Raw genomic sequence first — 12648 nt, forward strand, 5'->3', positions numbered from 1 at the left:
GCTACTTCGTGATCGCGGCGACGGCGGCCTCGACGTAGGCCTCCATCGACCCGGGGCCGCCGAACATCCAGATGCCGTCGTCGAGGCGGTGGACGGCACCCTGCTCGACGAAGGGCAGCGACTTCCACACGTCGTTCGACGCCAGGGTCTTCGCGAAGACGTCGTCGCCGTCCACGTCGTTGCCGATGTAGAGGAACGTGGTGTCGTCGGGCAGCGCGGTGAGGCCCTCGACGTCGGTCGACCCGAGGCCGTACGCCGCGTCGCCCGTGATGGTCCACGCGTTCTCGAGGCCGAGTGCGGTGTTCACGGCACCGATCGCGGAGGTCTTCGTGTACGGACGGATCGTCACCTGGTTCGAGAGCACGTACGCGTCGGCGAAGGCCACGCGCGTGCCGTCCTTGCCCGCGTCGGCGAGCTGCTGCTTCGCGTCCGCGAGCTTCGACTCGAAGCCCTTCCAGACCGTCGTCGCCTTCGCGGTGGTGCCGGTCGCCGTCGCGATGAGGTCGAGCGTCTTCTTCATGTTCGCGAGCTGGTCCTTCCCTTCGGCGGACTCCACCACGAGGGTCGGCGCGATCTTCCGCAGCTGCGTGATGACGGAGGACTTGAGCGAGGTCGTCGCCACGATGAGGTCGGGCGCGATCGAGGCGATGGTGTCCGTGCTCGGCTCACCGCGCGTGCCGATGTCCTTCGGGTCGCCCGTGAGCGGCACGGCGGAGTCCCACGCCGAGTAGCCCTTGACGTCGGCCACCCCGGCCGGTGCGACACCGAGGGTCTCGAGGTCCTCGACGACGTTCCACTCGGTCCCGACGACCTTCTCCGCGGCGCCGTCGAGGATCACCTTCGTGCCCGTGGCGTCGGTGACGGTGATCTTCGACGCCGAGGAGGTCGCGTCGGTCGCCGACTGGGTCGCGCCGCAGGCGGTCAGGCCGATCGCGACGGAGACGGCGACGGCGGTGGCGGTGAGGAGGCGCTTCATGAGCTGCTGTGGAGCCTTTCGGTGCGGGTGTGGTGTCGGCCGACGGCGCGGGTGCGCAGGCGTCCGGTGGAGGGGTCGTGGTCGACGTCGATCCGGATGCCGTACACGGCGGAGAGTCCGTCCGAGGTGAAGACCTCGGCCGGGGTGCCCTCCGCGACGACGACCCCGGCCTCGAGCAGGACGACGCGGTCGGCGACGGCTGCGGCCTGGTCGAGGTCGTGCAGGACCACGCCGACGGCGATGTGCCGCTCGTCGGCGAGGTCGCGGATCAGGTCGAGGAGCTCCACCTGGTAGCGGAGGTCGAGGTAGGTGGTCGGCTCGTCGAGCAGGAGCACGTCGGTCTCCTGTGCGAGGCAGCTCGCCAGCCAGACACGCTGCAGCTGTCCACCGGAGAGCTGGTCGACGTGCCGGTCGGTGAGGTCGCGCAGGCCGGTGACGTCGAGGGCGTGCTCGACGACCGCCGCCCCGTCGGGGTCGGACCCGCCGAAGCGCGAGCGGTACGGGTGACGGCCGAACGCGACGACGTCGCGGATGCGCAGGCCGCCGGGGGTCGGCCGGCCCTGGGTGAGGAGTGCGACGCGCTGCGCGAAGGCCTTCGGCGAGAGGGCGAGGCAGTCGACCGCCGCGTCCGCGTCAGCGGTCCCGTCGGCCGGCGGTGCCCCGTCGTGCAGCGTCACCGCGCCACTCCGCGCCGACTGCAGTCGCGCGATCGTCCGCAGCAGCGTGGACTTGCCCGACCCGTTCGGCCCGACGAGCGCGGTCACGCGGCCGGCGACGAGCTCCAGGGACGCGCCGTGCACGACAGCGTCACCCTGGTAGGCCACGGTGACGGCATCAGCTCGGAGATCGACCACGCAGTAAGGTTAGCCTAACCTTCGTACCGTTCCGCAAGCGCGGGCGTCAGGTGGGTGCCGGTCTCAGCCCGAGACGCCGCAGCTCCTCGCCATCGCCTCGAGCAGTTCGCGGGCCGACATCGCGGCGGCCAGCTCGATCTCGACGGGGTTGATCCCGAATGCCCGCTCGAGCTCGCGGCGGCGTGCCTGGTCGGCGACGGGGACCTCCGGCCGCTGCGGCAGCACGGCGATCGCGTGCGCGGCGGCGTCGAATGCGCCGTGCGGCCGGCCGAGCTGTTCCCACATGGTGCGGACGTCGTGCGCGACCTGGTCGGTGTCGCCGCCGAACTCGAAGCCGGCGGACGCCATGGTGGCCAGTCCCTGGGCGATGGGGTCGTTCGGGGTCATGGCGGCATGCTCACACAACCGGCCGGGAACCCGCCAGGACCGCGGCGGGGCACGCGGTGCTGTCCCCCTTCCGCACGACCCCCGGACCGGGGATGCTGCTCGGCCCCGGAACGCGGTTGACTTGCCCAGCCGCCCGTCCTGGGACGGCCATGCGGACAGGACGTCCGCGGATCGGACACGCGCCACGACGACGTCGGCTCGGCGTCCCGGATCGACGGAGGGCACGATGCTCGAAGACACCAGCGCGGACACCGCGGCAGCTGCCGCCGCGGCCGCGACCCTGCACCTGCGCATCACGATCGTGGGTGCCACCGTCGACCTGTTGCGGGACGTGCCCTTCCACGAGGCCCGCCCCGAGGACGTGGCCGACCGGCTCGCGATCAGCGTGTACGAGCTGCGCCAGCACTTCCCGTCGTGGGACGGCCTGGTGCTCGCCGCGCTCGACCGCTGGAACGGCACGCGGATGGACGACGTCACCCAGGACGTCGGCAACGGCACGACCGTCGAGCTCCTCCGTGCCATCGTCGCCTCGAACGCCGAGGACCCCGCGCTCATGCGCCTGCTCGTCGCGCTGCTCTCGGTCGCCGGCAACCCCGCGCACCCGATGTCGACGTACCTCCGATCCCGCTACCAGCTCTTCTTCCTGCAGATCAAGCGCGGGCTCGAGCACGACATCGCCGTCGGCCGCGCGCCGCACACGATGGACCCGCGCCGTGGAGCGGAACAGCTCATCGCGCTGTACGAGGGGCTGCAGCTGCAGGCCCTGCTGCGCGCGGACCTCGACCTGGTGCCGGCGTTCGACCGCTCCGTGGCCCGGCTGGAGCGCGGGTGGATGGAGCGCTACGAGCCCCAGGCCGCCCGGCGGCTGTCCACCTGGGCCGACGACGGCTGGGACATCTGACCCCGACGCCTCTGGCCGCGGCACGCGTCACTGGCCGGAGGACGCGCTGCTGGCAGCGTGACGAGGGTGCGCCGGGTACGACGGGACCTCCAACGGAAGGAGCCGTCATGGCAGCACCGAACCCGATCCAGGTCCAGAAGTTCCTGAGCGGTATCGACTACCCGGCGTCGAAGGACGACATCGTCACGACGGCCGAGAAGGAGGGTGCGGACGACAACGTCCTCGACGCCCTCAAGCAGATCCCGGACCAGGAGTACGACGGCCCGACCGCAGTGTCGAAGGCCGTCTCTGAGACCGACTGACGCCGAGCGTCACCCCACGGCCGGTCCCCCGCCGGTCCCGCCGCCCGCTGTCAGGGCGTGCGTGACCCTCGGGGGACCGTCCCGTTCCCGGGGTCGTACCCCGTGTCGCGCAGCACCCGGATCGCCGTGGTGTCGCTGTGCACCGACTGCACGTGGACCCGCCGCGACCGCCGGAGTGCCCGTCGTGCGCCCGGTGTCGCGAAGAGCGACCCGAGCACCAGACCGGCGCCGATGCCGAGTGCGACGGAGACGGCCGCGACGAAGTCCAGTGCGGCACTCGACGTGCCGGACATGAAGTTCAGCAGGGCGTTCGACACGGCCACACCGGGCAGGAGCGCCCCGCAGAACGCCGGCACCGAGATCGCGGAGACCGCCGTCCGCATCCGCACGGCGGCGTACGTCGACAGCACGCCGAGCAGCACCGCGGCCACGAAGGTCGCCCCGAGCAGCGGCAGCCCGAGCTGGCGGAGCCCCCACAGCGCCGCGGCCGCGGTCACCGAGAAGACGACGGCGACGGGGATCACCCGCGCGCTCGCCTGCTGCACGAAGCAGTTCGCCGCGGCCGACACGACGGTCAGCGACAGCGACGCCCAGAGCGGCAGGGTCTGCGTCACGATGCCCGACGGGTCCACCTCGAGGTGCAGCCACTTCGTCATCGCGATGCCCGCCGGCACCCCCACGACGATCGCGGCGATGACGAGCCCGATGTAGAACGCACGGGCGACGGCCATCGCCCGGAAGCCGGAGATCGCGTCCTGCGCCCACGTCACGAGCGACACGTGGGGCAGCAGGAGCACCACGAGGGCCGCGACCATCGTCGCAGCGCCCGTCGGCTGCAGGACCCCGGCACCGATCGCGAGCGTGCCGATCACCGACGCGACCGCGCCCTGCGCCCCGGACACGAAGAACTGCGGGTAGCCCCGGCCGGTCAGCCACCGTCCGGAGACGATGATGCCGAGCATCAGCACGAACGCCCCGACGCCGGCACGCCAGCCACCACCGGCCTGCATCGCGATCGACGTCCCGAGGATCGACAGCCCGACGTCAGCGATCCACGTCGGCCACCGGGAGGGCATCCGCAGCACGGCGACGAGCGCGCTCACGGCCGAGGTCATGTCCCGCTCGTCGTGGATGACGTCGTCGACGATCTGGTTCGCCCACGCCAGCCGGTTCAGGTCCGACCCGTCCGACCGCACGGTGCGCATCTTGACCAGCACGGGGCCGTCGGACGGCGCGTACTGGATCGTCACCGAGCTGCCGGTGAAGTCGAGCTCCAGCGGTGCGAGGTTCCACTTCGTCGCGACGGCGACCAGCGCGATCTCGACGCTCCTGGTGTCGGCTCCGGACGCCAGCATCACCTCGGCGACGTCGAGGCAGAAGTCGACGATCTGCACGGCCGTGTACTGCGCGGCCGCCTGACGGTCCGGTTCGACGTGCTCGTAGATCGAGCCACGCAGCCGGGCGCGGATGTCCCGCAGGTCGTGCTGCGCGACGCTCCTGGCACGGGGGCGGTGCGGAGGGCGCGGAGGGCGGCCCGTCCGGGGAGCAGGGTGGAGCGGGTCGGGCATCACGCCATTGTGCCTGGCCGACGGACGCGAGTCCGCACGTCCGCTGGACGCGCCGCGGAGTCCGGCTGTGTCAGCGTCGGCGGCGGACGCTGAGCCGCCCGGCCGCGAAGGCGGCGACGACCGCGCCGGACACAGCGACGGCCGCCCCGATCACGACCGGCCAGTTGGTCGTGCCGGCGACGAAGGCGTAGTCGGACAGCGGGGCATAGGCGAACCACCCGGTCGGGATCCGACGGTGCGTGACGGCCACGACGGTCCCGATGACCGCGGCGAGCAGACCGAGCCACAGCGCGACGTGCGTTCCGGTCTGCCGCGGTCCGCTCATGGCCACGAGCGTAGCCGCCGGGGGCGGCCACATGACGGACGGGAGGCCCGGTGCCAGCTGGCACCGAGCCTCCAGTCCGTGGATGGTGCGGACTACTGCTCGAGCGTCGCGTTCAGCGTGATCTCGACACCGGTGAGCGCCTTGCTGACGGGGCAGGTCGCCTTGGCGTCCTGCGCGGCCTTCTGGAAGGTGGCCTCGTCGACGCCGGAGATCTCGCCGTTGACGGTGAGGACGATGCCGGTGAGCTTGAAGCCGCCGGCGCTGTCCGGGCCGAGCGAGACGTCGGCCTTGACGTCGAGGGCCTCGACGGTGCCGCCGACCTCGCCGAGGATGGCCGAGAACTGCATCGCGTAGCAGGCGGAGTGCGCTGCGGCGATGAGCTCCTCGGGGCTGGTGGTGCCGTCGGCGTCCTCGGCGGCGCGCTTCGGGAAGGAGACGTCGTAGGTGCCGACCTTGGAGCTGGAGAGTTCGACCTGGCCGGAGCCGTCGTTCAGTCCGCCGTTCCAGGCGGTGCGAGCGGTGCGCGTGGGCATGCCGATCCTTTCGTCGTGGGGGAGGGACCGAGCGGACCCGCCAGAGCCGAGTCAAGCGGAGAACGCTCGTTCTCGCAACCCCTTCCCGGGGAAGACGCAGACTCGGGCACGCGCCCTCGGCGGCCGGTCCACGGCCGTGGTGGCGATATCCAACAGGTGTAGCGTGGGATCATGCGTGCCGTCGTGTTCGAGCAGTACCAGACCTTCCCGTCCCTCACGGACGTCCCGAAGCCCACGCCCGGCCCGGGGGAGGTGCTCCTCAAGGTCGCCGGGGCCGGCGCCTGCCACTCCGACGTCGCCGTGTACCGCGAGTTCCAGGAGGGGCAGCCCGGCGCACAGGTCCCCGCGTTCACCCTCGGGCACGAGAACTCCGGCTGGGTCGAGTCCCTCGGCGAGGGCGTGACCGGGTTCGACGTCGGCGACGCCTACCTGGTCTACGGCCCGGTCGGCTGCGGGCACTGCCGGTACTGCTCGAAGGGGCAGGACACCTACTGCGAGAACGCCGCGACGAACCCGTACATGGGCATCGGCCTCGGCCGGGACGGCGGCATGGCGGAGTACGTGACCGTGCCGGCGCGCAACCTCGTGCCGCTCGGTGACGCCGACCCGATCGCCGCTGCACCCCTGAGCGACGCGGCCCTGACGCCGTACCACGCGATCAAGAACTCGCTGCCGAACCTGGCGGGCGGCGGGAAGTACGCGCTCGTCGTCGGACTCGGCGGCCTCGGGCAGATCGCCGTCCAGATCCTCACGGCGCTGACAGGCGCGACCGTCATCGCGACGGACATGAAGGAGGACGCCATGGCCCGCGCAGCGGAGCGCGGCGCGGTCACCGTTCCCGGCGGCCCGGACCAGGCGGCCCGGATCCGCGAGATCACCGGCGGGAAGGGCGTCGACGCGGCGTTCGACTTCGTCGGTGCGACCCCGACCGTCAAGCTCGCCCAGGCGTCCATGGCCGTCGGTGGTCGGTTCACCGTCGTCGGGATCGCCGGCGGCACCACCGAGTGGAACTTCTTCTCGACGCCGTACGAGTCGACCATCACGAACACGTACTGGGGCACGATCGAGGACCTGCACGACGTCGTCGCGATGTACCGCGCGGGGCAGATCGCGCCGGACGTCGAGCGGTACTCCCTCGACGACGCGCTCGAGGCCTACCGGAAGCTCGAGGCCGGGGAGCTGTCCGGCCGAGCGGTGGTCGTGCCCACGCTCTGAGCCGTCGCGCTCGTCCCGTCGGCGCGCACGACAGCACGTGTCGTGCACGAGGGACAGCCCCCGCCCTGGGGGCTGTACCTCTCGCCGTGCCCTTGCGACCATCGTTCGGCGGCTCTCAGGGCGGGTCGCGCTCGACTCGCACCCGGTGGGTCGTCGACAGGGGAGACATGCGCAGCAGCACCACCACGACCAGGACCGGCGCCAGGACCAGGCTCGCGGCGATCACGGTGGCCACGGCCGTCGTGATGGCGGGCATCGTCGGGATCGCCGCTCCGGCCAGTGCCACGACGTACAAGAGCACCGTGAAGGCCGGCACCACCATCCAGGTGAACGACGCCGTCACCTCGGCGAACGGCCAGTTCCGGCTCGTGATGCAGGGCGACGGCAACCTCGTCGAGTACGGGATCGGCAACGTCGTCCTGTGGGCATCGAACACCGCGACCTCGCCCGGCGCCGTCGCCACGGTCGGCAAGGACGGCGCGCTCGTCCTGCACCGCGGCAACACGATCATCAAGCAGTGGGGCAAGGCCGGCGCCGCGAAGGACTTCGGCGTCCGGGCCGACGGTGAGCTCCGGATGCGCACGACGTCCAACGGCCTGCTCTGGCGCGTCACCACGTTCCAGGACCGGATCTCCTCCGGCGCGGCGATCGCCCCCGGCACGGTGCTCCGGTCGAACGCTGCTGCCGCACGCTCCTTCACGATGCAGACCGACGGCAACCTGGTGCAGTACGTCAGCGGCAAGGCCACCTGGTCGTCGCAGACGTTCGGCAACCCGGGCGCCTACGCGGCGCTGCAGCCCGACGGCAACTTCGTCGTCTACTCCGCGGACGGCCGCCGAGCCCTCTGGGCCTCGAACACCAGCGGCAAGGGCCGTGCGCAGCTCCTCGTGCAGCTCGACTCGAACGTCGTGCTCTACGGCAGCGCCGACACCCGTGTCTGGTCGACCCGTGCCGTCACCGGCCTGCGCTGGCCCGTGAAGAGCACGCGGATCACCGGCCGCTACGGCGACGACCGTGGTCCGGGACACACCCCGCGCTACCACCAGGGCACCGATGCCGGCGTCGGCACGGGCACGCCGGTCTACTCGTCCGGTCGCGGTACCGTCACCACCGTCGTCCGGGACAACGCCAGCTACGGCAACTACGTCGTCGTGACCTACGGGCTCACCACCGTGCTCACCGCCCACCTCAGCGAGATCGAGGTGACGAAGGGGCAGATGGTCTCCGTCGGCAAGGAGATCGCCAAGTCGGGCAACACGGGGCAGTCGACCGGGCCGCACGTGCACGTCGAGACCCGGGTCAACGGTGCGCTGCAGGACCCGCTGACGGTGCTGCACTTCCGCTGACGCACCGGTCGCGCTGACCCGTCGCCAGGTGTCGGGTCAGCGTCCGGTCGCGTGGCCCTGGGCTCCTCGTGAGTTGGCGGCGGCGCCCAGCAGGCCGGTGGCCGGGTCACGCGTGACGCACGACAGCCGGCCGAGCGACCAGTCGCCGGCGCGGGTGACGACGTGGCCGAGGGCTTCGAGCCCGGCGATGACGTCGTCGCCGAGACGGTCCTCGACGACCAGGCCGCCCGGCGTCCAGGTGCGTGGCCAGAACGACCCCGGGAACGACGTCGTGTGCAGCGCCGGGGCGTCGATCGCCTGCTGCGGGGAGTACCCGCCGACGATGGTGCGGAGCAGGAACAGCAGCTGCCACTGGTCCTGCTGGTCCCCGCCGGGCGAGCCCATCGCCATCACCGGTGTGCCGTCGCGGAGCACCAGGGTCGGCGTGAGCGTCGTCCGCGGTCGGGCACCGGGCCGCAGCGTCGTCGCGGTGCCCTCCTCGAGCCAGGTCATCTGCAGGCGGGTGCCGAGGCAGAACCCGAGCTCCGGGATCGTCGGCGACGACTGCAGCCACCCGCCGGACGGTGTCGCGCTGACGATGTTGCCCCAGCGGTCGACGACGTCGATGTGGCTGGTGTCACCGCGCGTCTCGCCGGTCTCCATCACGATCGGTTCGCCCCGGTCCTCGTGGACAGGGTCGTCCTCCACGGGGACCGCGACCGCGTCGCCGCGGGCACCGGGCACGGTGGGCTCGCCGACGCCGGCCACCGGCTCGCCACTGGGCGTGTAGGTCTCACGGAGCGGCGGGAGCGCGCCGGCCGGCGTCGTCACCGACCCCGGGCGGAGCTCGTGCGATGCGCGCTCACCGATCAGGGACCGGCGGCGGTCCGAGTAGGCGTCGGAGAGCAGCTCGTCCATCGGGACGTCGCCATCGCCGTAGTGGACCTCGCGGTCAGCGAGCGCGAGCTTCTGGGCCTCGACGACGGTGTGCGCACCGGCGACGGTCGACGGGTCGAGCAGGGCGTCGTCGAGCGGGTCGAGCAGCCGCAGCGTCTGCAGCAGGGCCGGCCCCTGCCCCCACGGCCCGGTCTTCGCGATCGTGCAGCCGCGGAACTCGGCCGTCGTCGCTGGTTCGTACGAGGCCCGGAACGCGGCGAGGTCGTCGGCGCGGATGACCCCGGCGTGGTCGGTGCCCGAGGCGTGGCGGTGCGGGGTCCGGACGAAGCGGTCGACCGCCTCGGCGACGAAGCCGTTCGCCCAGGCGTCGCGAGCCGCGTCGATGCGGGCGACGCGACCGTCGCTGTCTGCGGCATCCAGAGCTGCGCCGGCGTCGACCAGTCGGTCGAGCACGACAGCCCAGGTCTCGTTGCGGATGATGTCCCCGGGTGCCGGTGCCGAGCCTCCTGGCATCCAGCGGTCCGCGGAGGACGGCCAGTGGTCGCGGAACAGGCTCTGGACGGTCGCGATCGTGGCGGCCACGCGCGGCGCGACCGGGTGGCCGTCGCGGGCGTAGCCGACGGCGGGCGCGAGGACGTCGGCGAGCTCCCACGTGCCGTGGTCGCGGAGCAGCAGGAGCCAGGCGTCGACCGCGCCGGGGACGGCAGCGGCGAGGGCGCCGGCACCCGGGACCAGGTCGAGGCCCTCAGCGCGGAAGTGCTCGGGCGTGGCGCGGGCGGGGGCCGGACCCTGGCCCATCAGCACGGTCGGCGTGGGGTCGTCAGCGGTGGCGAAGATCGCCGTCATGTCGCCGCCGGGGCCGTTCAGGTGCGGTTCGACGACGTGCAGGACGAAGGCGCCGGCAACGGCCGCGTCGAAGGCGTTGCCGCCGCGCTCGAGGACGGACTGCGCGGTGGCGGTCGCGATCCAGTGCGTCGAGGCGGCCATGCCGAACGTGCCCAGCAGGTCCGGCCGGGTCGTGTCGGCGCTCGGTGCGACGAACGCGGGGTTGTGGCTCATGACGCTGCTTCCTGGTGCTCGGGGGCGGGGCTCCTTGCATACAACCACGGCCGGTCGTCGCACCCGCGTGCACGGCATCGCACTGTGGACGGTCGGCGCTCTCCACAGCTCGGCAGTCGGTCGGCTCATCGGCTTGCCGGGGTCCGAGCATGGCGGGATGCCCTGCCTCCCGCCGTCACGGCCGCGTCCGACCGCGGTCGTGTACGTCGACGGGTTCAACCTGTTCCGTCGGGCGTTGCAGGGCCGTGACGACCGCAAGTGGCTCGACCTCGAACAGCTCTGCCGACGACTGCTCCCGACGTTCGACGTGCGGCAGATCCGGTACTTCACGGCGCGGGTGCGCCACGTCGAGGGGAAGGACCCGCGAGCCCCGCAGAACCAGGAGGCCTACCTCCGGGCACTCGGCACCTTGCAGACGGTGTCGTTGCACTTCGGCACGTTCCGCGCGGACAAGCGCTGGATGGCCGTGTCACCGCTCGAGTTCGACGAGGCGGGCGAGCCTCGACGAGTCCGCGTGCGCAAGATCGAGGAGAAGGGGACGGACGTGAGCCTCGCGGCGCACATGGTCTGTGATGCCATGGACGGCATCGCCGACGTGTACTTCCTGCTGTCGAATGACTCGGACTTCGTGGACGCGCTGCGGCTGGTCCGGGAGCGGGCTGGTGCGGAGATCGGGTTGATCGTCCCGACGAGCGCTCCGGCGGCTCGGAGCCTGCTCGACCTCCGACCGGAGCACGTCCGTCACCTCCGACCTGGAGTGGTCGTCGCCAGCCAGTTCCCGCGGCGTCTGGCTGACGGCGCCGGTGGGTTCTCGTGCCCGGCGAAGTGGAGACGTACAGAAGCCCCTCTCCGAGGAGAGGGGCTTCGCGCCGGTTAGCCACCAGGGCACCCCGGGGGGTGGTTCGACAGTAGCGCATCAAGCGGAACCGGTCAACTGACATGTCACCGCGCAGCCATTGCCTCGCGAAATCTCGGGAAAGTACAGGGGCCCTTCCTCGAGAGGAAGGGCCCCGCACCGGTTAGCCACTACGGGGCACCCCGGGTTCCGACGTCGAGCCTCCTGAGCGATCACGACGTGAGCAACTGATACGTCACCGGTCGTCTCCGTTGTTGTCCCGCGGATTGGGGACAGGCGTGGTCTCATCTCGTGATTGTCTGTCAACTACGGTCGCAGTGATCAGGGGAGAAGAACCGTGGACTTCGAGGAACGACTGGCAGCACTCGCTGTCAAGGTGCAGAACCAGCGCGAGGCGATCCAGACCGAAGAGGCGACGAAGAACGCGTTCGTCATGCCCTTCATCTCGACGATCCTGGGCTACGACGTCTTCAACCCGCTCGAAGTCGTACCCGAGTTCACCGCCGACGTCGGGGTGAAGCGCGGCGAGAAGGTCGACTACGCCATCATGCGCGACGGTGAAGTGCAGATCCTCATCGAGTGCAAGAAGTCGACGGAGCCGCTCAAGATCGAGCACGCGTCGCAGCTGTTCCGGTACTTCTCCGTCACGAACGCGCGGATCGCGGTCCTGACCAACGGAGAGGTCTACAACTTCTACACGGACCTCGACGCCCCGAACAAGATGGACGACCGCCCGTTCCTCGTACTGGACCTGAGCGACATCGACGAGACGCTGCTGCCGGAGCTCCGGAAGCTGACGAAGGACGTCTTCGACCTCGACTCCATCATCAGCGCCGCTGAGGAACTGAAGTACGTCGGCGCCATCAAGCGGGAGATCGCGACGCAGTTCCGCGAGCCCGACGAGGCGTTCGTCAAGCTCTTCACCGCTCGCGTCTACGAGGGGCGCTTCACGCAGGAAGTGAAGACGCAGTTCACGACCCTGGTGGCCAAGGCGTCCAAGCAGTACCTCAACGAACAGGTCAACGACCGCTTGAAGACCGCGCTGGGTGCTTCCTACTCCGCTCCGATCCAGACCGCTCCCATCGCTGAGCCGATCACGAGTGAAGCCGCGGCCGAGGACGACCTTGCCCGTGACACCGAGATCGAGACCACGCTCGAGGAGCTCGAGGGCTACCAGATCGTGAAGGCGATCGCCTGCAGCGAGGTGAAGCCCGAGCGCATCGCCCACCGCGACCAGAAGTCGTACTTCGCCGTCCTGCTCGACGACAACAACCGCAAGCCCATCGCGCGCCTGTGGTTCAACGGCAAGAAGCAGAAGTACCTCGGGCTCTTCGACGACGACAAGGTCGAGACAAAGCACGCGATCGAGTCCCTGGACGGCATCTACGAGCACGCGGAGGCAATCCGCGGCGCCGTCGCCCGCTACGTCGCCTGAGGTGAAGACGGCGTC

13 protein-coding genes are annotated in these 12648 nt (G+C 71.0%); 6 read left to right on the forward strand and 7 right to left on the reverse strand.

The annotated features are described in order from the left end of the window. Nucleotide 1: 1 nt before the first annotated feature. From BIU98_RS16785 to BIU98_RS16795, 3 genes are all read right to left on the reverse strand, one after another. Nucleotides 2-976 carry an iron-siderophore ABC transporter substrate-binding protein gene (locus BIU98_RS16785; RefSeq protein ID WP_071279057.1) on the reverse strand — a complete coding sequence of 325 codons (975 nt, stop codon included), beginning with the start codon at nt 974-976 and terminating at the stop codon, nt 2-4. Beyond that, on the reverse strand, nt 973-1830 hold the full coding sequence (locus BIU98_RS16790; RefSeq protein WP_175481399.1) for an ABC transporter ATP-binding protein: 858 nt from the start codon (nt 1828-1830) through the stop codon (nt 973-975). Before BIU98_RS16790 ends, BIU98_RS16785 begins: the two co-directional genes overlap by 4 nt. A gap of 63 nt (nt 1831-1893) precedes the next feature. Then, entirely contained in the window at nt 1894-2217 is a 324-nt protein-coding gene (locus BIU98_RS16795; protein ID WP_071279059.1) for a hypothetical protein, read from the reverse strand. Between the two features lie 226 nt (nt 2218-2443). Here BIU98_RS16795 and BIU98_RS16800 point away from each other — a divergent pair, with 226 nt between their 5' ends. Then, nucleotides 2444-3118: a TetR/AcrR family transcriptional regulator gene (locus BIU98_RS16800; protein ID WP_071279061.1), complete on the forward strand. Its 675-nt coding sequence runs from the start codon at nt 2444-2446 to the stop codon at nt 3116-3118. 107 nt (nt 3119-3225) lie between these two features. Then, nucleotides 3226-3420 carry a DUF2795 domain-containing protein gene (locus BIU98_RS16805; protein WP_071279063.1) on the forward strand — a complete coding sequence of 65 codons (195 nt, stop codon included), beginning with the start codon at nt 3226-3228 and terminating at the stop codon, nt 3418-3420. A gap of 50 nt (nt 3421-3470) precedes the next feature. Here the strand turns inward: BIU98_RS16805 and BIU98_RS16810 are convergent, their stop codons facing one another. The 3 genes from BIU98_RS16810 to BIU98_RS16820 all read right to left on the reverse strand — a co-directional run bounded on the left by BIU98_RS16810 (nt 3471) and on the right by BIU98_RS16820 (nt 5846). Then, nucleotides 3471-4988: a threonine/serine exporter ThrE family protein gene (locus BIU98_RS16810; protein WP_071279065.1), complete on the reverse strand. Its 1518-nt coding sequence runs from the start codon at nt 4986-4988 to the stop codon at nt 3471-3473. Between the two features lie 70 nt (nt 4989-5058). Then, a complete protein-coding gene (locus BIU98_RS16815) occupies nt 5059-5313 on the reverse strand; it encodes a hypothetical protein (RefSeq protein WP_071279067.1) in 255 nt (84 codons plus the stop codon). A gap of 92 nt (nt 5314-5405) precedes the next feature. Then, on the reverse strand, nt 5406-5846 hold the full coding sequence (locus tag BIU98_RS16820) for an OsmC family peroxiredoxin (protein WP_071279069.1): 441 nt from the start codon (nt 5844-5846) through the stop codon (nt 5406-5408). Between the two features lie 171 nt (nt 5847-6017). On the opposite strand from BIU98_RS16820, the gene BIU98_RS16825 reads away from it, so the two are divergent. Both BIU98_RS16825 and BIU98_RS16835 read left to right on the forward strand, forming a co-directional pair. After that, entirely contained in the window at nt 6018-7061 is a 1044-nt protein-coding gene (locus BIU98_RS16825) for an NAD(P)-dependent alcohol dehydrogenase (RefSeq protein WP_071279071.1), read from the forward strand. Between the two features lie 167 nt (nt 7062-7228). Next, nucleotides 7229-8407, forward strand: a complete 1179-nt coding sequence (locus tag BIU98_RS16835) for a peptidoglycan DD-metalloendopeptidase family protein (protein WP_083393338.1) — start codon at nt 7229-7231, stop codon at nt 8405-8407. 36 nt (nt 8408-8443) lie between these two features. On the opposite strand, the gene BIU98_RS16840 is transcribed toward BIU98_RS16835, so the two are convergent. Continuing rightward, nucleotides 8444-10270: a gamma-glutamyltransferase family protein gene (locus BIU98_RS16840; RefSeq protein WP_175481407.1), complete on the reverse strand. Its 1827-nt coding sequence runs from the start codon at nt 10268-10270 to the stop codon at nt 8444-8446. Between the two features lie 229 nt (nt 10271-10499). On the opposite strand from BIU98_RS16840, the gene BIU98_RS16845 reads away from it, so the two are divergent. Beyond that, entirely contained in the window at nt 10500-11219 is a 720-nt protein-coding gene (locus tag BIU98_RS16845) for an NYN domain-containing protein (RefSeq protein WP_175481400.1), read from the forward strand. 316 nt (nt 11220-11535) lie between these two features. After that, on the forward strand, nt 11536-12633 hold the full coding sequence (locus BIU98_RS16850; protein ID WP_071279081.1) for a type I restriction endonuclease: 1098 nt from the start codon (nt 11536-11538) through the stop codon (nt 12631-12633). Nucleotides 12634-12648: the final 15 nt, after the last annotated feature.

Source organism: Curtobacterium sp. MMLR14_010 (assembly GCF_001865015.1).
Lineage (GTDB): Bacteria > Actinomycetota > Actinomycetes > Actinomycetales > Microbacteriaceae > Curtobacterium.